Source organism: Streptomyces sp. MAR4 CNX-425, from assembly GCF_048656465.1.
Lineage (GTDB): Bacteria > Actinomycetota > Actinomycetes > Streptomycetales > Streptomycetaceae > Streptomyces.
On the sequence record NZ_JBMDLF010000007.1, the window covers coordinates 143,837 to 163,939 of the forward strand.

Here is a 20,103-nt window from a genome sequence, read left to right on the forward strand (position 1 = left end):
TCAGCCGCCCCGAGAAGTCGTACAAGACTCCCCGAAGAGTGACAATCCCCACTCGGCGCCGACCAGGTCCCAATCCGGGCCCGCGAGTTGGGTGCCGAGCGGGGTACGCTCGTGTTCTTCCGCGCCGCCTTCAGGCGGCCCCGGACCGGGACGGATGTGCCAGAGTTGCCTCGTCCCGGCCGGGAGCCCGTACCGTACGGCGGAACGGCTGGAACACCAGGGGGACACTGCGGAAGGGGCAGCAGGGTTGACCACTCATGCACCGCAGGCCGCGCAGACGGTGGTGCTGCCGGACTCGCTCGACGAAGCGGTCGCGGCGCTCACCGCCATGCCCGCCGCCGTGCCCGTCGCGGGCGGGACGGACCTGATGGCCGCCGTCAACGCCGGACTGCTGCGCCCCTCCGCGCTCGTCGGCCTCGGCCGGATCAGCGAGCTGCGCGGCTGGCACTACCAGGACGGCGCCGCCCTTCTCGGCAGCGGCCTGACCCACGCGCGCATCGGCCGGCCCGACTTCGCCGCGCTCATCCCCGCGCTCGCCGCCGCCGCCCGCGCCGCGGGCCCGCCGCAGGTGCGCAACGCGGGCACGCTCGGCGGCAACATCGCCTCCGCCGGCCGCACCGGGGACGCGCTGCCGGTGCTCGCCGCGCTCGACGCCACCGTGGTGATCGCCGAGCCCGCCGGCGGGCACCGCGAGATCCCCGTCAGCCACCTGCTCGCGGGGGTGGAGATGATGCGCACCGGCGAGCTGATCGCGTTCGTACGGGCCCCGCTGCTGCACGCCCCGCAGGTGTTCCTGAAGGCCACCGGGCGTACGGGGCCGGGGCGCGCCGTCGCCTCGGTCGCGCTGGTGCTGGACCCGGCGCACCGCTCGGTGCGGTGCGCGGTCGGCGCGGTGGCGCCGGCGCCGCTGCGGCCGCTGGACGCCGAGCAGTGGGTCGCCGGGCTGATGGACTGGGACGGCAACCGGGGCCTGCCCCCGGAGGCGCTGGCCGCCTTCGGCGAGTACGTCGCCGCCGCGTGCATCCCCGACCCGCCGCCCGCCGCGGAGGGCGCGGAGCCGCCGCGGCTGCCGGCGGCGGCGGTGCACCTGCGGCGTACGGTGGCGGCGCTGGCGCGCCGGGCACTGGGGAGGGCGCTGTCGTGAGCCGGGACCACGCGGACGACCAGCAGCAGCCGCAGTACGGTACCGGGGGCTGGCAGCCGATGCCGCAGGGCGCGGACGGCGATCCGGACGCGACGGCGTTCGTGCAGCTGCCGCCGGAGGTGTTCGCCGAGGGCGACGCGGGGGCGCCGCTGGCGGCCCCGGGGCACGGGTACGTGCCGCCGCCGATAGCGGTCCCGGCGACGGACCCGGGGCAGACGGGCCAGTTCGAGATCCCGGAGGGGCTGCGGGGCCAGGAGGCCGCGACGGCGGCGGAGGCGGCGCCGGGCCCGGAGGCTGCGGAGGCGTACGGGTACGGGCCGCAGGCCGGTCCGGACGAGGGCACCCGGCGGCCCGGCCCCGGGGCGGGCGGCTTCGGGCAGGCGGGCCTGCGCGCGGTGGCGGAGAGCCGCCGCGCGGCGGCCGAGGGCTACGCGCAGGGCGGTCCCGGCGCGTACGGGCTGCCGCAGGACGCGGGCCCGCACGGCGCTCCGGCGTGGACCGCCGGCCCCGGCTACCCGGCCGACCACGACCCGGCCGCGGGCGGCGGGCAGGGATCCGGTACGGACCCGGGCGCGTGGCCCGGCGCCGCCGCCCACGCGGACGCCGGCGACGGCCCGTACGGCGACGTCCCCCCCGGTCCGCCCGGGCCCGCCGAGCACCCCGCCGACCGCGAGGGGCCGCCCGCCGAGGGCCGGATCAGCGCGTGGCGCCCGGTGCAGCCGGGCGAGCACGCGGCGCCGTCCTGGGAGATCCCGACCGCCCCCGACGACCTGCCGGAGGACTCCGGCGAGTACGCGCTGCACGACCGCTCCGCGGCCGGCGCGCAGCCGGACGGCGACGACGCCCGCGAGCACGGCGCGCCTCCGGCGGAGGACGTACCGCTGCCGCCGGAGGCCGGGGCGCCCGCGGAGCCGGACGGGCCCGCGGGCCCGGACGCGCCGGAGCCGGAACCGGCCCCGGAGACCGTGCCGGAGACCGCCCCGCCCCCCGCGCTTCCGCCCCCGCCCGACGAACACCCCCTGGCCTCGTACGTCCTGCGGGTGAACGGCGCCGACCGCCCGGTCACCGGCGCCTGGATCGGCGAATCCCTGCTGTACGTGCTGCGCGAGCGGCTCGGGCTCGCGGGCGCGAAGGACGGCTGCGCGCAGGGCGAGTGCGGCGCGTGCTCGGTGAAGGTCGACGGCCGCCTCGTGGCCGCGTGCCTCGTACCGGCGGCGACGGCCGCGGGCGCGGAGATCCGCACCGTCGAGGGCCTGGCCGACCAGGGCGTGCACTCCGACGTCCAGCGGGCGCTGGCCGCGTCGGGCGCGGTGCAGTGCGGCTTCTGCGTGCCGGGCCTGGCGATGACCGTGCACGACCTGCTGGAGGGCAACCACGCGCCGAGCGAGCTGGAGGCCCGCCGGGCGCTCAGCGGCAACCTGTGCCGCTGCACCGGCTACCGCGCCGTCCTCGACGCCGTCCAGGAGGTCATCGCCGGCCGCCGCGCCCCCGACGACGCCGACGACGCGCCCCCGCCCGGCCCCGCGGCCCCCGCGGGCGACGCCGAACGCGCCCGCATCCCCCAGCAGGCCGGACCCGGCGAGGGCGGCGCCCACCCCGCCCACGGCACCCACCCCGAGCCCGGCGGACTCCGCATGCCCCCGCCCCGCCCGCCGAACCCCCGCGAGGGAGGCCCCCGATGACCCCCTCCCCGGAACGCACCGCGACGACCGCCGTCCCCCCGGGCGACCCGGAGGGGCACGGCATCGGGGCGTCCCTGGCCGCCACCGACCTCGTCGCCAAGTCCGAGGGCACCTTCCCGTACGCCGCCGACCTGTGGGCCGAGGGCCTCCTCTGGGCCGCCCTGCACCGCTCCCCGCACGCGCACGCCCGCATCGTCTCCGTCGACACCGCCGCCGCCGCGGCCATGCCCGGCGTCCGCGTCGTCGTCACCCACCGCGACGTGCCCGAGGCCGCCGCCCACGGCCGCGGCGTCCGCGACCGGCCGGTCTTCGCCCACGACGTCGTCCGGCACCACGGCGAGCCCGTCGCCGCCGTCGCCGCCGACCACCCCGACACCGCGCGGCTCGCCGCCGCCGCCATCGTCGTCGAGTACGAGCTGCTCGACCCCGTCACCGACCCGCAGGCCGCCTTCGAGGCCGAACCCCTGCACCCCGACGGCAACCTCATCCGGCACATCCCGCTGCGCTACGGCGACCCGCAGGCCGCCGGCGAGGTCGTCGTCGAGGGCACGTACCGCATCGGCCGCCAGGACCCCGCCCCCATCGGCGCCGAGGCCGGACTCGCCGTCCCGCGCCCCGACGGCGGCGTCGAGATCTACGCGGCCGCCACCGACCCCCACTCCGTACGCGACCAGGTCTCCGCCTGCCTGGGCCTGGCCGCCGACCGGGTCAAGGTCGTCGTCACCGGCGTCCCCGGCGCCACCGGCGACCGCGAGGACGGCTCCATGCAGCTGCCCCTGGGGCTGCTCGCGCTGCGCACCGGCTCGCCGGTGAAGCTCCTCGCCACCCGCGAGGAGTCCTTCCTCGGCCACGCCCACCGCCACCCCACCCTCATGCGCTACCGGCACCACGCCGACGCCCGCGGCAAGCTCGTCAAGGTCGAGGCGCAGATCCTCATGGACGGCGGCGCCTACGCCGACACCTCCGCCGAGGCGCTGGCCGCCGCGGTGTCCTTCTCCTGCGGCCCGTACGTCGTCCCGCACGCCTTCGTCGACGGCTGGGCGGTCCGTACGAACAACCCGCCCTCCGGCCACGTCCGCGGCGAGGGCGCCATGCAGGTCTGCGCCGCCTACGAGGGGCAGATGGACAAGCTCGCCGCCGCCCTCGGCATGGACCCCGCCGAGCTGCGCGCCCGCAACGCCATGGCCACCGGCGACCTGCTGCCCACCGGCCAGACCGTCACCTGCCCGGCGCCCGTCGCCGAACTGCTCACCGCCGTACGCGAGGCGCCGCTGCCCGCGGACCAGGACGACGGGCTGCTGCCCGGCGGCCCCGAGGGCGCCGGCGAGCCGGACGTCGTGCGCCGGGGCGTGGGCTACGGGCTCGGCATGGTGCACATGCTCGGCGCCGAGGGCGCCGACGAGGTGGCCACCGCGACCGTGCGGGTCAGCGGCGGCGTCGCCACCGTCATCTGCGCGGCCGTCGAGACCGGCCAGGGCTTCGCCACCCTGGCCCGGCAGATCGTGCAGGAGGTCCTCGGCGTCGACGAGGTGCACACCGCGCCCGTCGACACCGACCAGCCCACCGCGGGCCCCGCCTGCCACGGGCGGCACACCTGGGTCTCGGGCGGGGCGGTGGAGCGGGCCGCGAAGATGGTCCGTACGCAGCTGCTGCAACCGCTGGCGCAGAAGTTCGGGATGTCCGCGGAGCTGCTGACGATCGCCGACGGCAAGATCACGTCGTACGACGGGGTGCTGTCGACGACGGTCGCGGAGGCGCTGGAGGGCAAGGAGCTGTGGGCCACGGCGCAGTGCCGCCCGCACCCGACGGAGCCGCTGGACGCGAGCGGGCAGGGCGACGCGTTCGTGGGCCTGGCGTTCTGCGCGGTGCGCGCGGTGGTGGACGTGGACGTGGAGCTGGGCGCGGTGCGGGTGGTGGAGATGACCGTCGCCCAGGACGTCGGCAAGGTCCTCAACCCGCGGCAGCTCGCGGCCCGTATCGAGGCGGGCGTCACGCAGGGCGTGGGCGCGGCGCTGATGGAGAACCTCCGCACGAACAAGGGCATCGTCCGCCGCCCCGACTTCACCGGCTACCCGCTGCCCACGGCGCTCGACGCGCCCGCCGTGCGGATCGTGAAGCTGGTCGAGGAGCGGGACGTGGTGGCGCCGTTCGGCGCGAAGGCGGCGAGCGCGGCGCCGGTGGTCACCTCGCCGGCGGCGGTCGCGGCGGCGGTGCGGGCGGCGACGGGGCGGCCGGTGAGCCGGCTGCCGATCCGGCCGCAGTCGGCGGCGGTGCAGCAGTAGGCGAGCGGGTCGCGCGCCGGGCGCCGACCGGGCCGTAGGAGGTCCCTTCCGGCTCGTCACGCGCCCCTGTCCGCAACGTCCCCCCCCCGCAACGTCCCCTCCCGGGCGGTACGGTCCACGCGCAGTGAGCCGCATCGCCGGAACGCGGCACCGCCCACCGGAGGGGCCGTACGGGGACGTGCACACGCGTCCGGACCGGCTCCGGGCCCTGCCCGCGACGTTGTCCCGCCGAGGGTCACCCGGGCGGCAGGGGAGGATCGTCCCGGTCCTGGTCCCGGTCGCGATCCCGATCCCGATCCCGGTCCCGGTCCTGCTGCGGGGGTCGGCCGGGGGCGCCGGCGATGGCGTTCTCGAAGCGGGTGCGCAGGCCGCTCCAGCGGGCGTCGTGCCGGGCCGCGCGGCGGGTGGCGCGGGCGAGCTTGTGCGGCCGGCGGGCGTAGAAGCGGCGCGCCCAGGGCGACCGGGGACGGGCCAGGCGGATCGCGCTGACCGCCCCGACCAGGGGGATGACCACGCCGAGCACCCCCATCCGGAACTTGCCCTTGGCGAAGGCGACCACGGCGATGAGGGTGCCGACGACGAGGTTGACCGCCCACAGCAGCACCCCCTGCTCCTGCGGCCCCCCTCGGTCGTCGACGTCGAAGGGGGACGAGCCGATCAGCACCATGCCGACGACCACCACCGTCAGCACGGTGACCTCGACCGAGGCGCGGCCCTGCTCGCTCCAGTAGACGTCGTGCAGGTGGACGATCAGGGCGAACTCGTCCAGCACCAGACCGGTGCCCACGCCGAACACGACGGCGGCCACGGACTCGGCGACCACGCCTCCCGTCACGAAGATCGCCGCGAACCCTCCGATCACCATGAGAACGACCCCCGGCACCACGTGGTGAATGTGCATCCCGCCAGGGCTGACGTTCCGGAACGGCCCCCGGCCGGCGCGGATCATCCGGGTGATGCCGCGGGTGACGAGGAAGGTGACCACCAGCGCCGCCAGCGCCAGCAGCGGAGGCACGCGCCCGGTGTCGACCATGGAGAGGGTGAGCCGGCCGTCGCCCATACCGCGTCTGCACCTTTCGCCTGGACCCGGATGCCGGCGGACGGGATCCGCCCGGTGCCGCTCACGGCCCGACGCCGCCGGCGCGGAGACGCGCGCGGGCCGAACGCGCGTCGGCGGTCAGCTCGATCCGTACTTCTTCCGCAGCCCTGCCTGAACGTCGTCGAAGTTCATCACGGGCATGACGGTCACCTTGGCGCCGAGTTCCTGGAAGAGCGGTTCGGCGACGGAGGGCATGTCGGACGGCTCCTTCAGGTCGAAGACGATGAACGCGGTGCGCACCCCGTCCTTCGCCCCGAAGAACGCGCTCTCCGGTGTGACCTGTTCGAGCAGCGACGACATGATCTTGGGGAGCTTATTGTCCGTGATTGCCCGGTTCGCCTTCTCGGTGTCCAGCTGAGCGGTCAGCAGCACCCTCACGGTTTTTCCACCTCTCGTTCACTACCGGGCACGCTCCCGTGCCCGCCCGTCGATCGTCATCGCGACGCCGGAGCGCCGCATCCCGAGAGGGCCAGTGGGCGTACGCGCGGGGGGCGGGGGCGGGCCTAGGCCCAACGGCCTAGGGGCGGACCGACCATGGACAGGCGCGCGTGTCGGTGTCGGGCCATACCCTGCTGCTCATGGCCGGCCTCGAATCGCGCGACACCGATACCGACGCCACCGCCGATGGCGGCGGTGGCGATGGCGACGGCGATGCGGGCGCCCGTGACACCGGCGGCACCGGCACCGACGGCGCCCCGGGCGCGTCCGGGGGTGTGCTGCGGCGGCCGTACCGGGCGCTCAGCATCGGCATCGTCGCCGTCGTCCTGCTCATCGCCTTCGAGGCCACCGCCGTGGGCACCGCGATGCCCGCCGCCGCGCACGACCTGGACGGCATCGGGCTCTACGCCTACGCCTTCTCCGCCTTCTACACCACCGCGCTGTTCGCCATGGTCTTCTCCGGCCAGTGGTGCGACCGCAGCGGGCCGCTGCACCCCCTGACCGCCGGAATCGGCGCGTTCGCCGCCGGGCTCCTCATATCCGGCACCGCGCAGGCCATGTGGGCGTTCGTCGCCGGGCGGGCCGTGCAGGGGCTCGGGGGCGGGCTGGTCATCGTCGCGCTGTACGTGACCGTCAGCCGGGCGTATCCGGAGCGGCTGCGGCCGTCGATCCTCGCGGCGTTCGCTGCGTCGTGGGTGGTGCCGTCCGTCGTGGGGCCGCTCGCGGCCGGGGGCGTCACCGAGCACCTGGGGTGGCGCTGGGTCTTCCTCGGCATACCGCCGCTGGTCGTCGTGCCGCTGGCCGTCACCCTCCCCGCCATCCGCCGGCGCGCCCGCGGCCCCGTCGACCCCGCCGCGCCCCCCGCCCTCGACCGGCGCCGCATCCGGCTGGCGCTGGCCATCGCCGCGGGCGGCGGCCTGCTGCAGTACGCGGGCCAGGACATGCGCTGGCTCTCGCTGCTGCCCGCGCTGGCCGGCGCCGCGCTGCTCGTCCCGGCGGCGCGCATGCTGCTGCCGCGCGGCACGTACGTCGCCGCCCGCGGGCTGCCCACCGTCGTGCTGATGCGCGGCATCGCGGCGGGGTCGTTCATCGCGGCGGAGAGCTTCGTGCCGCTGATGCTGGTCACCCAGCGCGGGCTGTCCGTGACGGAGGCCGGGATGTGCCTGGCGGTCGGCGGGGGGACCTGGGCGCTGGGCTCCTGGACGCAGGCGCGGCCGCGGCTGGACCCGTACCGCGTCCGCCTCGTCCGCATCGGCATGGTGCTGGCCGCCACGGCGATCGCGACCGCGCCGCTGGTGCTGGTGGAGTCGCTGCCGGTGTGGATCGTCGCCGTCGAGTGGGCCTTCGGCTGCTACGGGATGGGGATGGCCATCTCCGGCACGAGCGTGCTGCTGCTCAAGCTCTCCGCCCCCGAGGAGGCGGGCACCAACTCCGCCGCCCTGCAACTCTCCGACAGCCTCGCCAACGTCGTCCTGCTGGCCGTCGCCGGCGTCGTCTTCGCCGCCCTGGGCGGCGCGGCGGTCGGCCACGGCGCGCTGGACGCGGGCGGCGGCGGGCGGCCGGGGGCGTTCGTGGCGGTGATGCTGCCGATGGCGGGGGTGGCGCTGGTCGGGGCGGCGGTGGCGGGGCGGCTGCGGACGCCCGGGGTGAAGCCGGTACCGCATTGATACGAAGTGCGGTACCATTGTGGTATGGCCATGAATCTGAGGCTGCCGGACGACCTCCAGGAGGCGCTGAAGGAGCGCGCCGACGAGGAGGGTCGAAGCATGCACGCCATAGTGCTGGTGGCGATCGAGCGCTATCTGACCGAAGAGGCTGACCGGGCCACGGTCCGCAAGCTCGGGGCGAAGTACGCCACGCACCACGCGGATCTGCTCCGGAGGCTGGGGGAGTAGCGCGTGAAGTACCTGACGGTCCAGGAAGCCCTGGACCTGGCAGAACTTGCCTGCGCCGGACAGCGCGTGGTGGTACGGGACCTGGGGCTGCTCACCTCTGCGCTGGGACGGCCGCAGTCGCAGATGTTCGGCATCGAAGCCTATCCCGGCCTGGTGGAGAAGGCGGCGGCACTGCTGCAGTCCCTCACGACCAACCACCCGCTCGTCGACGGCAACAAGCGCACTGCCTGGATGTGCACGGTCGTGTTCCTCGACATCAACGGGGTGGACATGCTGGACATCGACCCGGAACGGGCCTTCGGCCTCGTCATCGACATCGCGGCCGGCAAGACCGAGGATGTCGCCGTGATCGCGGCGGAGTTGCGGGCCCTGCGCCGGGGCGGCCAGGGCGAAACGGAGGGCCCGCGACCGGGCTTCGTGTGAATCTCGTCTCGTCCGGCGCCCCGGGAGCCGCCTCCGCGGCCCCGGTAGGCTGACGCGGTTACCGCTGCCGGGACGTACCCGCCGCTACGCCCCGGCTGCCGGCCGACCCACCGATCGCCAACCGACCGACAGCCGACCGCGAACGACCCCCCGGAGACCGTGAGCACCACCTCTCATCACCTCTCACCGGCCTTCCCCGGCCGTGCCCCCTGGGGCACCGCCGGCAAGCTGCGCGCCTGGCAGGAAGCGGCCATGGACCGCTATCTGCAGTCCCAGCCCCGGGACTTCCTCGCCGTCGCCACCCCCGGCGCCGGCAAGACCACCTTCGCGCTCACCCTCGCCTCCTGGCTGCTCCACCACCACGTCGTCCAGCAGATCACCGTCGTCGCGCCCACCGAGCACCTCAAGACCCAGTGGGCCGAGGCCGCCGCCCGCATCGGCATCCGCCTCGACCCCGAGTACAGCGCCGGGCCGGTCGGCAGGAACTACCACGGCGTCGCCGTCACCTACGCCGGCGTGGGCGTGCGGCCGATGCTCCACCGCAACCGCTGCGAGCAGCGCAAGACCCTCGTCATCCTCGACGAGATCCACCACGCCGGCGACTCCCGCTCCTGGGGCGAGGCGTGCCTGGAGGCGTTCGAGCCCGCGACCCGCCGCCTCGCGCTCACCGGCACCCCGTTCCGCTCCGACACCAACCCCATCCCCTTCGTCGTCTACGAAGAGGGCAACGACGGCATCCGCCGCTCCTCCGCCGACTACACCTACGGCTACGGCAACGCCCTCGGCGACGGCGTCGTCCGGCCCGTCATCTTCCTCTCCTACAGCGGCAACATGCGCTGGCGCACCAAGGCCGGCGACGAGGTCGCCGCCCGCCTCGGCGAGCCCATGACCAAGGACGCCACCGCCCAGGCGTGGCGCACCGCCCTCGACCCCCGCGGCGAGTGGATGCCCAACGTCCTCGGCGCCGCCGACCGCCGCCTCACCGAGATCCGCCGCGGCATCCCCGACGCCGGCGGCCTCGTCATCGCCGCCGACCAGGACTCCGCCCGCGCCTACGCCAAACTCCTCAAGGAGATCACCGGCCACCGCGCCACCGTCGTCCTCTCCGACGACGCGGGCTCCTCGAAGCGCATCGACGAGTTCACCGCCTCGGAGGACCGGTGGATGGTCGCGGTCCGGATGGTGTCGGAGGGCGTGGACGTGCCGCGGCTGGCGGTCGGGGTGTACGCGACGACGATCTCGACGCCGCTGTTCTTCGCGCAGGCGGTGGGCCGGTTCGTACGGTCCCGGCGGCGCGGCGAGACCGCGTCCGTGTTCCTGCCGACGATCCCCGCGCTGCTCGGCTTCGCGCACGAGATGGAGGTCGAACGCGACCACGTCCTCGACAAGCCGAAGCCGGAGGGCGAGGAGGACCCGTACGCCGAGAGCGAGAAGGAACTCGCGGAGGCGGAGAAGCAGCAGGACGAGGACACCGGCGACCAGGACGAGCTGCCCTTCGAGGCGCTGGAGTCGGACGCCGTCTTCGACCGGGTCGTCTACGAGGGCGCCGAGTTCGGCATGCAGGCCCACCCGGGCAGCGAGGAGGAGCAGGACTACCTCGGCATCCCCGGGCTGCTGGAGCCGGACCAGGTGCAGATGCTGCTCCAGAAGCGGCAGGCACGGCAGATCGCGCACAGCCGGAAGAAACCGGCGGAGGACGCGGACCTGCTGGAACTGCCCGCCGACCGGCGCCCCGTCGTCACGCACCGGGAGCTGATGGAGCTGCGGAAGGAGCTGAACTCCCTGGTCGGGGCGTACGTCCACCAGAGCGGCAAGCCGCACGGGGTGATCCACACCGAGCTGCGCCGCGTCTGCGGCGGCCCGCCGAGCGCGGAGGCGACGCCGGGGCAGATCCGGCAGCGGATAGCCAAGGTGCGGGAGTGGGCCACGCGGATGAAGTGAGCGCGGGAGCGGGACGCCTGCGCCCTGCTCCTTGCGCCCTGCGCCCTGCGTCCCTGGGGTCACCTTCACCCCGGCTGCATCCCCTGGAGTAGGGAGACCGTCCTTCCCACGACGGATGCCCGTGGATACCCCTCCGGGGCACAGTAACCGGTGTCCCCGCAGTCGAGCGCACCACAGGAGTCCGGGATGCTGTTGATCGAGGTGTTCGTGCCCGCCGGCGCGCTGAACGAGGAGGAGCGGCAGACGCTGGCGCGTCGGCTCGTCGACACGCTCATGGTCGAGGACGACAGCCACGCCATCGAGATCATCGACGCCCAGCGCGCCCTCACCCAGGTGCTGGTGCACGAGCCCGCCACCTGGTACCTCGGGCAGCGGCCGGCCGCCGATCCGGCGGATCCGCCGCGCTACCTGGTACGGGTCACCGTGCCCGCCTCGTGGCGCAAGGAGATGTGCGACCACACGGTGAGAATCGTCACCGACGTACTGGCCGAGAGCGAGCGCGCCGCCGGCCGCGACCCCGACCGGGTACGGCGCGAACCGCACGCGATCGTCCTCGTGGACGGCATCACCGAGGGCGGTGTCGGCATCCAGGGAAAGGCCATGAGCAGCCTGGACCTCACCGAACTCATCTCCCGGCCGTACCGCGACGAGTCCGCGGCCCGCCCGGCGCCGGAACCGCCGCAGGGGCAACTGATCGACCCGGTCTGCGGCATGGCCGTGGACCTCGACGACTCGGCGTTGACGCTCGTGCACGAGGGGGTCCTGTACGGCTTCTGCCACGGGCTGTGCCGGCGCGCGTACGCCGACGAACACGGGGTGTCGCTGAGCCGGTAGGCGGGGGGCGGGGCTGACGGGGGTGCCGGGGGCGCGTGGACGCGGGTTCGGAACCGGACTGACAGAGGGGCGGTCTACGCTGACCCGGATGCCGCCACCGGACAGCAAGTACGACGTCAAGCGGGACCTCAAGCAGCTCTACGCGCCGACGAACACCGACTGGGCGCTCGTCGACGTACCGGCGCAGCGCTTCCTCGCCGTCGACGGCGAGGGGGATCCCAACACGAGCGCCTCCTACGCCCAGGCGGTCGAGGCGCTGTACTCGGTCGCGTACACGATCAAGTTCGCGAGCAAGCGCGGGCTGGGCCGGGACTTCGTCGTCGGGCCCCTGGAGGGGCTGTGGTGGGCGGACCGCCCGGAGGTGTTCGTGACCCGCGACAAGGGCGCGTGGCAGTGGCGCATGCTGATCAGCCTGCCGGAGTGGATCATGGCCGAGTCGGTGGCAGAGGCCCGGCAGGCGGCGCTGGCGAAGAAGGGCGCGGCCGCGCTGCCCGCGCTGCCGCTGCTGCGCGTCGAGACCCTGCACGAGGGCACCAGCGCGCAGCTCCTGCACGTGGGCCCGTACGACGACGAAGGGCCGGCGCTGGCCAGGCTCCACGACGAGTACCTGGCCGCGAACGGCCTCCGGATGACGGGGCGCCACCACGAGGTCTACCTCAGCGACCCGCGGCGCACGCGGCCGGAGAGGCTGAAGACCGTACTCAGGCAGCCGGTCGCACGGGGGAACGGCTGACGGACCGGTCGGCGGAGGAAGCCTCGCCGCCGTTGCCGGAGGGCTTGGGGGGCTCCGGGCGCTCGGGGGGCCTGGGGCGCTCGGGACGCTCGCGGTGCTCGGAGCGGAGGTGGATGGTGGCCCGGCCCGTCAGCGGGTCGCGCTCCAGGACGACGTAGCGGCCGAGGGCGGCCAGGGCCACGACGCAGGCGCCCATCTCCAGGCCCTCTTCCACGAGGGTGCCGAGCATGAGGGTGAGGCTGTAGTCGTTCTTGTGCGCCCAGCCGTTGAACGCCTCGACCACCAGCGCACCCCCCAGATACACCCCCAGCGCGCCCAGCAGCCCCCACCGCAGATCCCGCGGCAGCCGCCGCGCCCACAGCACGGCGCACACGGTGCCCGCCACGGCGACGATTGCCCCGGGAAGGACCCAGGCGTGGGAGGGCAGCGCGACGCCGGCGGTTTCCTTCCACGACTTGCCGACCTCGCCGAGGCGCTCGTGGAGCGAGACGGTCTCGTCGATGCTGAGGAGGGCGGTGGCGGCGGCGAAGCCGAGCCACGACAGCCGGCCGGGCCGCGAGTCGCGCCCGCTGAGCAGCGCGGCGACGAGGGCCACGCCGGTGACGGCGAGGAGGAGGGTGCTGTTCCACCAGGTAGCGAGGTTGGCTTCGAGGTCGACGTTGAGCATCCGGCGGACGCTCGGTATGTCCTCGTAGGCGTTGATGCCGCGCGAGACCAGGTCGGCGGCGAGGACGGCGAGGGTGGTGCCGCCGACGGCCCAGAGCAGGCGGTGGGTGGGGGGTGCGGGGGCCTTGTCGGTGTCGGCGGTGTCGACGGCGCCGTCGGTGTCGACGGCGTCGGCGGTTTCGGCAGTGTCGGCAGTGTCGTCGTCTCTGCCGGTTTCGGCGTCAGCCTCGGTCGTGGACGCGGAGGCGGCGGGTTCGCCGCCGGTGCCGTCCGCGGCCGGCTGATGGGTCTCAAGATCGGTCATAGTCGCGGAGGTTAACGGGACGGCCCCGGAGCGAAGTGCCCGGGGTGCCCTTGTATGAAGCAGTTCTCACTCCTCCATCATCCATGAGATGAACCCACCCTCACAGGCGGAAAATCAGACAACGAGTGCCAAACCCCACTTCATCGGCTCGGACTCAGGCGCCCGTCGTGCCGTCCACACCCTCGCGGAGGAAGTCCGCGTGGCCGTTGTGCCGCCCGTACTCCAGGAGGACGTGCACCATGACCATGCGCAGCGACACGTCCTGGCGCCACCTCGGCTGAAAACCGATCTGGTCCAGGGACGCGGCCTGCCGCTCGATACGGCGGGAGTTCTCCACCTCGGCCTGCCAGGCGGTGAACGCCTCGTCCCGGGTCGAGGCGGTGGCGTCGTAGGCGGCCTGGAAGTCGATTTTGTCGGACCAGACCATGGGTGCGTCGTTGTCCTCGAAGACGCGACGGAACCAGGCGCGCTCGACCTCTGCCATGTGCCGTACGAGACCGAGGAGGGAGAGGGTGGACGGGGGCATGGACTGCTGCCGGAGCTGGTCGTCGGTGAGGTCTTGGCACTTCATGGCGAGGGTCGCGCGGTGGTAGTCGAGGAAGGCGCGAAGGGTGTCGCGTTCGTTTCCGGTGCGGGGTGGTTCCGGGCGGGAGTCGCTGGGCATGGGGAGGCTTTCGTAAGTGGGGCGGGGTGGGGGAGAGGGACTGAGGGCGGGGTCGGGGGCGGTGTCGGAGCCGGGACGAGGGCGGGGGAGCCCAGGCTGGGGGTGGAGGCGGAGGTGAAGGCGGAGGTGGACGCGGAGTCAATCTCGCTCACACACCCCACCACCCCACTACCCCACCACCTCACCCACCCCAAACCACCGCCCACGTGCCCCGCACTCCCGCCCCAGGGTATGCGCCTCCTCGGACAACGCGGCCCCGTCGCCTCCTCCGGCAAGGCCGTCACCTCGGCGCGTTCGGAGCCTCCGCCTCGGCCCGCCCCCTGCGGCTGACATCGGTACGTGCCCCGCGAGGCGATCCGGCTCCGGCGGGCGCGGGGTCGGGGTTGTGGTGATCCGGTGGGGTGGGCCGGGTGTCGGGGGTGCGGGGTCGGGGTTGCGGTTGACACGAGACCCCCGGCCCCGCCACCCTCACCAACCCCCCTCCGCCTCAGCCCCACACACCCTCTCCTGGGCCGCCATCACCTCATCCCCGTGCGCAAACCCCCACGCCCCCACCGCACCTATCGGCCCCAGCAGGCTCTCCCCCAGCTCCGTCAGCCGATACTCCACCCCCGCCGCCGCCTCCCCGTGCGCCAGCCGGTCCACCAGCCCGTTGAACTGCAGCCGCCGCAGCGTCTCCGTCAGCACCTTCGAGCTGATGCCCCCGATCCGCTCCCGCAGCTCCACCGGCCGCCTGGGCCCGTCGCGCAGCGCCCACAGCACCACGGGGTTCCAGGTGTGGGAGAGCAGGTCGAAGGTGAGGCGGGCGCGGCAGTCGGCGAGGAAGGCGTTGGTCGTCACGTACCAAATGGTGCCTGAACGACCTTCTAGCGTCGTCGTGAACAGTCGCGCAGGAACGGAAGGACACGCGTGATGAGGATCGGCGTACTGGGCACGGGCAACATGGCCGACGCGCTCGCTACCCACTGGGTACGGGCCGGGCACCGGGTGACCATCGGGGGCCGGGACGTCCGCGGGGCGCGGCGCCTCGCGGCGCGCATCGGCGGCACCGCCACTGCCGGCGGTCTGCGTGCCGCGGCCGAGGCCGGTGAGGATGCGGTGCTGGTCGCGCTGCCCTTCGGGGCGGGGGCGGAGGTCGTACAGGACCTGCGCGCCGCCCTGGTCGGCAAGGCCCTCCTCGACTGCTCCAACCCCGTCGGACCCGGCTTCCGACTGCTCACGGAATCCGGCCCCTCGGCCGCCCGGCAACTTGCCGCCGCCGCCCCCGGAGCCCACGTGGTCAAGGCGTTCAACCTCTGCCACGAAGACGTGTGGCGCATGCGCCCGCCCGTCTTCGACGGCCGCCCCCTGGCCGTTCCGGTCTGCGGCGACGACGAGACCGCCCTCGCCCGCGCCCGCGAGCTGGTACGGGACATAGGCTGCGAACCCGTCGCCGGCGGCGGCCTCGAACAGGCCGGGCTCCTGGAAGCGACCGCCGCGCTGTTCATCACCCTGTGGGTCGGCGAGGGCGCGGACGCGCAGGCGATCGCACCGCCGCTGGCGTACGCGACCGGGCCCGCCGGCCACCGGTAGGGCGAGGGCGCCGCGGAGGCGTTGCGTCAGGGGTTGTCGACGCCGATCCAGTTGACGTGCCACTGGAACTGCTCGGCTTCAGTGGGGGTGATGGGGCCCCCGTCGCTCTTCCGGATGTAGAGGCGGAACAGGAGCCACTGCCCGCCGAGGTGGGCGTGCCGTCGAAGTGCGCGGAACTGGTGTCCACGTCGATGTAGAGACCGTCGGTGCCGTAGCAGGGCATCCAGCCCTCGCCGGGAGCCGTGCTCCCGGACGCGATCCGCTGGCTCGTGTCCCTCGACTGCACGGCCTGACGTCGGAGGGACGCGCTGCACAATGGTCCGTCCAAAGGTCACGCATCGGACGTGAAGCACGTACGTAAAGGCTCCGACTCGTCGACGTTCGGCGTTCGGTGTCGCTGACGGCCCGGGCCGGGGCTGGCGCCGCCATCCGGGTGGATCTTGGAGGCGCGGAGGAAACCGTGCGCCGCGGAAATCCCACGGTCGGGGAACATGCACGCACCGGCCCTTGAGACATAGGGCCTCATGAGGTGTGGAGCTGTGATGAGGCGATACCGCCTGGCCGTCGTGGGAACGGCCGCGTTCATGACGATCACCGCCGCGAGCGGATGTTCCGGCGACGACGGCGGTTCCGCAGCCTCGGCGTCGGCACCGCCGTCGAGCAAGCCGTCGGCCACGGCGTCGACCCAGGCGTCGGCCGTCGCGCAGGACGACAAGCGGGCCACCGTGAAGACCGAGTCGGTCGGCGACCTCGGCACCATCCTGGTCGACGCCAAGGGCCGCACCCTCTACCTGTTCGAGGCCGACGAGTCCACGGCCTCGACCTGCGACGACGAGTGCGCCGAAGCCTGGCCGCCGCTGCTCACGCCGAAGGAGCCGGAGGCCGAAGGCTCGGCGAGGTCCGAGCTGCTGGGCACGTCGGAGCGGCCTGACGGCAAGACCCAGGTCACGTACAACGACCACCCGCTCTACCGGTACGACGGCGACTCCGAGCCGGGCGACACCAACGGCCAGGGCCTCGATGAGTTCGGCGCCGAGTGGTTCGTCCTCGACGCCGAAGGCGACAAGGTCGAGCCGGACGTGGACGGCGAACAGGGCCCGCCGGGCTACTGAGTGCGGCCGGACGAGCGCGCGGCCCACATGACGCCGAGTACTGCGACGTCGAAGACCGCACGGAGCGTCACCGCCTTGGCCTGACGCTCACGTCCATCCCTTGAGGTCCTCGATGAAGTCGGTGTACGAGTCGTTCCGCCCCTCGGGGGCGTGGATCAGATCTTTTTCCCGAGCTTTACGCGCGACCGCGGGGCCGTCGCTTTCGCGGAAACGCGGGAGGCCCAGGTGTCTCTTGAGTTCTTCTTTGGGCTCCCCGATCCGGCCGAAGTCCCTGCCGCGTAACCGCGCGGGGACTATCCATTGAGGTTTCACGTGGGGGAAGGCGTCCGGGAAGAGGAGAAGCCAGCCTTCGGACTCCCAGGCAGCGAGCGCCAGTGCAGTGTGGTGAACTCCGTCGCACTGGCGGCCGAGCGCGTCCGTGACCGCTGCCCGGATTCCGGCGTACTCGCCGTCGGTGAAACCGTCCAGGTCCTCATGCACCACAAACCCCAGCAACGTCGCCCGCTGCTGGAGTGCCTTGGCCCGGGCCTTTCCCACGAGAACCTGGACGGCTGCGTCGAGGTCAGGACCGGACTTCCTGCGCAGCCGCACGGGATCGTTGATGCGCACCAGCTTGGCGGCGTTCGCTGAGGTCGGGACGATGCGCTCGGACCAGATCGGGCATGATTGCGCAGTCGTTCTGGTCTTCACCGGCGAAGACGATCACTCGGTCCCGAGGGCCGGAGCTTCGGCTCCCGCCGCGCCCTCTGGCATTCACAGCACGTCCCAGCTCGCCGAGCGGCTGATCACCGGACGCTTCGACGATTCCCTCCACTTCACCCGTGGTCAGTGCCGGAATGATGGACGCGCTCTCGTCGTCCCGATCACACACGACGAACTCGTCCGGGCGAAGCCGGTTCACGAGTGCGGGTGAGTGTGTGGCCACGATGAACTGGGTCCGCTCGGATGCTTCCCGCAGCCGCTGTACGACGAGTTCCAGCGCCTGCGGGTGCAGTCCGTGATCGATCTCTTCGATACACGTGAGGGCCGGCGGGTGGGGATCATAAAGCAGGGCGAGCAGGCCCAGCAGTCGCACCGTGCCGTAGGAGGCGTCGGCCAGTGGCGTCAGGCGACGCAGGCCGCGCTCGCGCAGGACGACGAGCAGCTGATCGACCGAGCCGCCGGCCTCCTCGAATTCGATGTTCTCCAGTTGGGGAAGGCACCGCCGGGCATCCTCGACGAGGTTCTCCCAGATTTCCTCCAGGCCGCTCAGGTGGATGAGGAAGGCGGCCAGGTTCTCGGCGTGCGGCGCCAGCGTCGCCATTTCCGCGCCACGCAGGCGAGCGGGCAGCCGGGCGGCGGACACGTCGACGTCGAAGACGCGGAAGGAGGAAAGGCGGTCGGCGAGGCGGGTCACTTCGTTGCCGCCGTCCGCGGGACCGAGCCTGGGGAGCGTGGACAAGCCGCTGCTCAGCCGGCGGATGCCGATGCTGCTTCCGGGACTCTCTTCCTTTCCGGCGCGCTTGTCGACCACACGGGCTTCCTCGCCCGAGATCGTGATGCGCCGTCCCCGGCCCTGCGTCCGCCTGAACACGAAGCTCTCTTCGCGCGACAGGGTGTAGGCGGCGCGGTTGCTGTCCCGGTTCGCGGGCAGCGATCGGCGCCTGATCGTCAGGCTGTACTCGTCGGGCGCGGTGAGGGTGGAGTTGGTCGTCCAGGTGGCTGTGAGCCGGACGCGCATGAACGTCGGCGGCTTCTGGCCGCCCCAAAAGGCGACCTCGTCGAATCCCCCTCGGGCGTCGAGCGCGGGCTGGAGGTCCGTACGGATGATGTCGGCGAGGAAGTCGAAGACCTTCAGCACGTTCGACTTGCCCACGCCGTTCGGCCCCACCAGCACGGTCAGCGGACCGAGAGGGATGCGTACGTCGCGCAGGCTGCGGAAGTTCTCGACGCGCAGTTCGAGGAGACGGCCGGGCATGGGATGAACCTATCCGGTGGGTCCTCGCATGGACGGCAGATCACTCAGCCGGTCGGTGCCATCGGTGTGTACGCGCACACGAACCCGCCGCGTGCCACGAGCTGCGGGCAGCCCGCGGCGTGCGGCGTGGATGTGCGGCAGGAGGGTGCCTCAGAGGGTGCGGGCGTACGTGAGGAAGTCGGCCCAGGCGTCGGGGGTGAAGCGGAGTATGGGGCCCTCGGGGTCCTTCGAGTCGCGTACGTGGACGGTGCGGGGGGTGGGGGCTACCTCGATGCAGTCGCCGCCGTCCTGGCCGCTGTAGCTCGACTTGGCCCAGGTCAGGGCTACCTCGATGCAGTCGCCGCCCTGCGTGCCGCTGTAGCTCGACTTGGACCAGGACAACCCCGGCTCCTGGGTCTCCGTCTTGGTAGTGCTCATAGCTCTCCTGCCGCTTGCTCGATGACGCGGACCGACTCGTCGGTGCTGAGGCCGAACGCGCGCATTGAACCGTAGCGGAGCCAGAAGGGGCTGGTCTGTTCCCGGCCGGCCCGGGACATCACGCAGCCCTGGGAGTCGACGTAGACGATCTGCTTTCCATCGGGTGTTTCCAGCAACACCATGTGCCCGTTCAGGCCGCCATGCACCGCTCGTGACGAGGGCATGACCTGGAGGTCGACGTTGCGCAGCTTGGCGCACTCCAGCAGCCGGTGGAGCTGCGCTCGCATCACCTCGCGGCCGCCTACCAGGCGACGCAGCGTCGCCTCCTCGATGATGAAGGAGAACGTCACCATGGGCTTCTTGCGGGTGAGTAGCGACTGCCGGGCGAGGCGTGCGGTCAACCACTCCTCGACCGTCTCGTCGTCCAGGGGCGGGTAGGCGCCGCTGAGCATGGTTCTCGCGTAGTCCTCCGTCTGAAGCAACCCTGGGATCACCAGGGGGTCGTACGAGAACCGGATCACCGCCTCCTTCTCCAGGATCGCCAAGTCGTGGAAGAACGTGGGCAACTGCGCGAAGTCCACCTCGTCCTGCAACTCCCACAACACGCCCCCCGCCCCCACCACTTCCTCCGCCCGCTCCGTGAACTCCGCCTTCGCCGGGCGCCGTCCCTGCTCCACCGACGCCGCGTGGTCTACCGAGTACCCCATCCGGTCGGCCAGCTCCTCCTGCGTGAGCCCCGCCTTCGTGCGGAAGAACTTCAGCAGCTTGCCGTACGCGACCCAGCTGCCCGGCCTGTCGTCGTCGTTGATGCGCTTCCCCCGGCGGCGGTTGTTCCCCATCTGCCCCACGCCCCTGTCTCACGGTCGTACGCGCGTGCTACCCGGGTACAACGACACGTACCGGCAAGGGTTTCGGGCATCGACTCGTACAAAGTCCGCCC

General features: G+C 73.1%; 20 protein-coding genes. 11 read left to right on the plus strand and 9 right to left on the minus strand.

All coding sequences use genetic code 11. The annotated features are described in order from the left end of the window. Positions 1 to 247 precede the first annotated feature (247 nt). From ACHZ99_RS20740 to ACHZ99_RS20750, 3 genes are read left to right on the plus strand one after another with little or no spacing between them, the layout of a single operon-like run. Positions 248 to 1,144 carry an FAD binding domain-containing protein gene (locus ACHZ99_RS20740; RefSeq protein ID WP_420306164.1) on the plus strand — a complete coding sequence of 299 codons (897 nt, stop codon included), beginning with the start codon at positions 248 to 250 and terminating at the stop codon, positions 1,142 to 1,144. After that, positions 1,141 to 2,826, plus strand: a complete 1,686-nt coding sequence (locus ACHZ99_RS20745; RefSeq protein WP_420306165.1) for a 2Fe-2S iron-sulfur cluster-binding protein — start codon at positions 1,141 to 1,143, stop codon at positions 2,824 to 2,826. The genes ACHZ99_RS20740 and ACHZ99_RS20745 overlap by 4 nt, the downstream gene beginning before the upstream one ends. Continuing rightward, entirely contained in the window at positions 2,823 to 5,108 is a 2,286-nt protein-coding gene (locus tag ACHZ99_RS20750) for a xanthine dehydrogenase family protein molybdopterin-binding subunit (protein WP_420306166.1), read from the plus strand. The genes ACHZ99_RS20745 and ACHZ99_RS20750 overlap by 4 nt, the downstream gene beginning before the upstream one ends. Positions 5,109 to 5,343: 235 nt before the next feature. On the opposite strand, the gene ACHZ99_RS20755 is transcribed toward ACHZ99_RS20750, so the two are convergent. Beyond that, on the minus strand, positions 5,344 to 6,168 hold the full coding sequence (locus tag ACHZ99_RS20755; protein ID WP_420306167.1) for a hypothetical protein: 825 nt from the start codon (positions 6,166 to 6,168) through the stop codon (positions 5,344 to 5,346). 117 nt (positions 6,169 to 6,285) lie between these two features. Then, positions 6,286 to 6,585, minus strand: coding sequence for a hypothetical protein (locus ACHZ99_RS20760; RefSeq protein ID WP_420306168.1), 300 nt, complete (start codon positions 6,583 to 6,585; stop codon positions 6,286 to 6,288). A 200-nt stretch (positions 6,586 to 6,785) separates the two neighbouring features. Here ACHZ99_RS20760 and ACHZ99_RS20765 point away from each other — a divergent pair, with 200 nt between their 5' ends. The 6 genes from ACHZ99_RS20765 (at position 6,786) to ACHZ99_RS20790 (ending at position 12,471) form a co-directional block, all read left to right on the plus strand. Beyond that, on the plus strand, positions 6,786 to 8,312 hold the full coding sequence (locus ACHZ99_RS20765; protein WP_420306169.1) for an MFS transporter: 1,527 nt from the start codon (positions 6,786 to 6,788) through the stop codon (positions 8,310 to 8,312). A 24-nt stretch (positions 8,313 to 8,336) separates the two neighbouring features. Next, positions 8,337 to 8,540, plus strand: coding sequence for a ribbon-helix-helix domain-containing protein (locus ACHZ99_RS20770; RefSeq protein WP_420306170.1), 204 nt, complete (start codon positions 8,337 to 8,339; stop codon positions 8,538 to 8,540). Between the two features lie 3 nt (positions 8,541 to 8,543). After that, a complete protein-coding gene (locus tag ACHZ99_RS20775) occupies positions 8,544 to 8,963 on the plus strand; it encodes a type II toxin-antitoxin system death-on-curing family toxin (protein WP_420306171.1) in 420 nt (139 codons plus the stop codon). Between the two features lie 159 nt (positions 8,964 to 9,122). Further along, positions 9,123 to 10,904 carry a DEAD/DEAH box helicase gene (locus ACHZ99_RS20780; RefSeq protein ID WP_420306172.1) on the plus strand — a complete coding sequence of 594 codons (1,782 nt, stop codon included), beginning with the start codon at positions 9,123 to 9,125 and terminating at the stop codon, positions 10,902 to 10,904. A gap of 186 nt (positions 10,905 to 11,090) precedes the next feature. Further along, positions 11,091 to 11,738, plus strand: a complete 648-nt coding sequence (locus ACHZ99_RS20785; protein WP_420306173.1) for a hypothetical protein — start codon at positions 11,091 to 11,093, stop codon at positions 11,736 to 11,738. Between the two features lie 88 nt (positions 11,739 to 11,826). Then, the gene (locus ACHZ99_RS20790; RefSeq protein ID WP_420306174.1) at positions 11,827 to 12,471 is read left to right on the plus strand and encodes a GyrI-like domain-containing protein; all 645 of its coding nucleotides are present in this window, start codon (positions 11,827 to 11,829) and stop codon (positions 12,469 to 12,471) included. Here the strand turns inward: ACHZ99_RS20790 and ACHZ99_RS20795 are convergent. The 3 genes from ACHZ99_RS20795 to ACHZ99_RS20805 form a co-directional block, all read right to left on the minus strand. After that, the gene (locus tag ACHZ99_RS20795) at positions 12,440 to 13,441 is read right to left on the minus strand and encodes a hypothetical protein (protein WP_420306175.1); all 1,002 of its coding nucleotides are present in this window, start codon (positions 13,439 to 13,441) and stop codon (positions 12,440 to 12,442) included. The genes ACHZ99_RS20790 and ACHZ99_RS20795 overlap by 32 nt on opposite strands. 154 nt (positions 13,442 to 13,595) lie before the next feature. Further along, positions 13,596 to 14,105 carry a DinB family protein gene (locus ACHZ99_RS20800; RefSeq protein WP_420306176.1) on the minus strand — a complete coding sequence of 170 codons (510 nt, stop codon included), beginning with the start codon at positions 14,103 to 14,105 and terminating at the stop codon, positions 13,596 to 13,598. Between the two features lie 468 nt (positions 14,106 to 14,573). Then, the gene (locus ACHZ99_RS20805) at positions 14,574 to 14,945 is read right to left on the minus strand and encodes a winged helix-turn-helix transcriptional regulator (protein WP_420306177.1); all 372 of its coding nucleotides are present in this window, start codon (positions 14,943 to 14,945) and stop codon (positions 14,574 to 14,576) included. A 72-nt stretch (positions 14,946 to 15,017) separates the two neighbouring features. Between ACHZ99_RS20805 and ACHZ99_RS20810 the strand changes: the two genes are divergently transcribed. Together ACHZ99_RS20810 and ACHZ99_RS20815 are read left to right on the plus strand one after the other, a co-directional pair. After that, the gene (locus tag ACHZ99_RS20810; RefSeq protein WP_420306178.1) at positions 15,018 to 15,677 is read left to right on the plus strand and encodes an NADPH-dependent F420 reductase; all 660 of its coding nucleotides are present in this window, start codon (positions 15,018 to 15,020) and stop codon (positions 15,675 to 15,677) included. A 542-nt stretch (positions 15,678 to 16,219) separates the two neighbouring features. Beyond that, entirely contained in the window at positions 16,220 to 16,789 is a 570-nt protein-coding gene (locus tag ACHZ99_RS20815; RefSeq protein WP_420306179.1) for a hypothetical protein, read from the plus strand. A gap of 87 nt (positions 16,790 to 16,876) precedes the next feature. On the opposite strand, the gene ACHZ99_RS20820 is transcribed toward ACHZ99_RS20815, so the two are convergent. The 4 genes from ACHZ99_RS20820 to ACHZ99_RS20835 form a co-directional block, all read right to left on the minus strand. Next, positions 16,877 to 17,380, minus strand: a complete 504-nt coding sequence (locus tag ACHZ99_RS20820; RefSeq protein ID WP_420306180.1) for a hypothetical protein — start codon at positions 17,378 to 17,380, stop codon at positions 16,877 to 16,879. Beyond that, the gene (locus tag ACHZ99_RS20825) at positions 17,352 to 18,746 is read right to left on the minus strand and encodes an AAA family ATPase (protein ID WP_420306181.1); all 1,395 of its coding nucleotides are present in this window, start codon (positions 18,744 to 18,746) and stop codon (positions 17,352 to 17,354) included. The genes ACHZ99_RS20820 and ACHZ99_RS20825 overlap by 29 nt, the downstream gene beginning before the upstream one ends. A gap of 150 nt (positions 18,747 to 18,896) precedes the next feature. Next, positions 18,897 to 19,163, minus strand: a complete 267-nt coding sequence (locus ACHZ99_RS20830; protein WP_420306182.1) for a DUF397 domain-containing protein — start codon at positions 19,161 to 19,163, stop codon at positions 18,897 to 18,899. Further along, entirely contained in the window at positions 19,160 to 20,002 is an 843-nt protein-coding gene (locus ACHZ99_RS20835) for a helix-turn-helix domain-containing protein (protein WP_420306183.1), read from the minus strand. Before ACHZ99_RS20835 ends, ACHZ99_RS20830 begins: the two co-directional genes overlap by 4 nt. Positions 20,003 to 20,103 lie beyond the last annotated feature (101 nt).

Excerpts from the sequence above, each read along its gene's own strand:
- ACHZ99_RS20755 (WP_420306167.1), bottom strand. The coding sequence starts at position 6,168 with ATGGGCGACGGCCGGCTCACCCTCTCCATGGTCGACACCGGGCGCGTG.
- ACHZ99_RS20815 (WP_420306179.1), top strand. The coding sequence starts at position 16,220 with ATGAGGCGATACCGCCTGGCCGTCGTGGGAACGGCCGCGTTCATGACG.
- ACHZ99_RS20765 (WP_420306169.1), top strand. The coding sequence starts at position 6,786 with ATGGCCGGCCTCGAATCGCGCGACACCGATACCGACGCCACCGCCGAT.
- ACHZ99_RS20785 (WP_420306173.1), top strand. The coding sequence starts at position 11,091 with ATGCTGTTGATCGAGGTGTTCGTGCCCGCCGGCGCGCTGAACGAGGAG.
- ACHZ99_RS20790 (WP_420306174.1), top strand. The coding sequence starts at position 11,827 with ATGCCGCCACCGGACAGCAAGTACGACGTCAAGCGGGACCTCAAGCAG.
- ACHZ99_RS20770 (WP_420306170.1), top strand. The coding sequence starts at position 8,337 with ATGGCCATGAATCTGAGGCTGCCGGACGACCTCCAGGAGGCGCTGAAG.
- ACHZ99_RS20830 (WP_420306182.1), bottom strand. The coding sequence starts at position 19,163 with ATGAGCACTACCAAGACGGAGACCCAGGAGCCGGGGTTGTCCTGGTCC.
- ACHZ99_RS20800 (WP_420306176.1), bottom strand. The coding sequence starts at position 14,105 with ATGCCCAGCGACTCCCGCCCGGAACCACCCCGCACCGGAAACGAACGC.
- ACHZ99_RS20795 (WP_420306175.1), bottom strand. The coding sequence starts at position 13,441 with ATGACCGATCTTGAGACCCATCAGCCGGCCGCGGACGGCACCGGCGGC.
- ACHZ99_RS20835 (WP_420306183.1), bottom strand. The coding sequence starts at position 20,002 with ATGGGGAACAACCGCCGCCGGGGGAAGCGCATCAACGACGACGACAGG.
- ACHZ99_RS20750 (WP_420306166.1), top strand. The coding sequence starts at position 2,823 with ATGACCCCCTCCCCGGAACGCACCGCGACGACCGCCGTCCCCCCGGGC.
- ACHZ99_RS20810 (WP_420306178.1), top strand. The coding sequence starts at position 15,018 with ATGAGGATCGGCGTACTGGGCACGGGCAACATGGCCGACGCGCTCGCT.
- ACHZ99_RS20825 (WP_420306181.1), bottom strand. The coding sequence starts at position 18,746 with ATGCCCGGCCGTCTCCTCGAACTGCGCGTCGAGAACTTCCGCAGCCTG.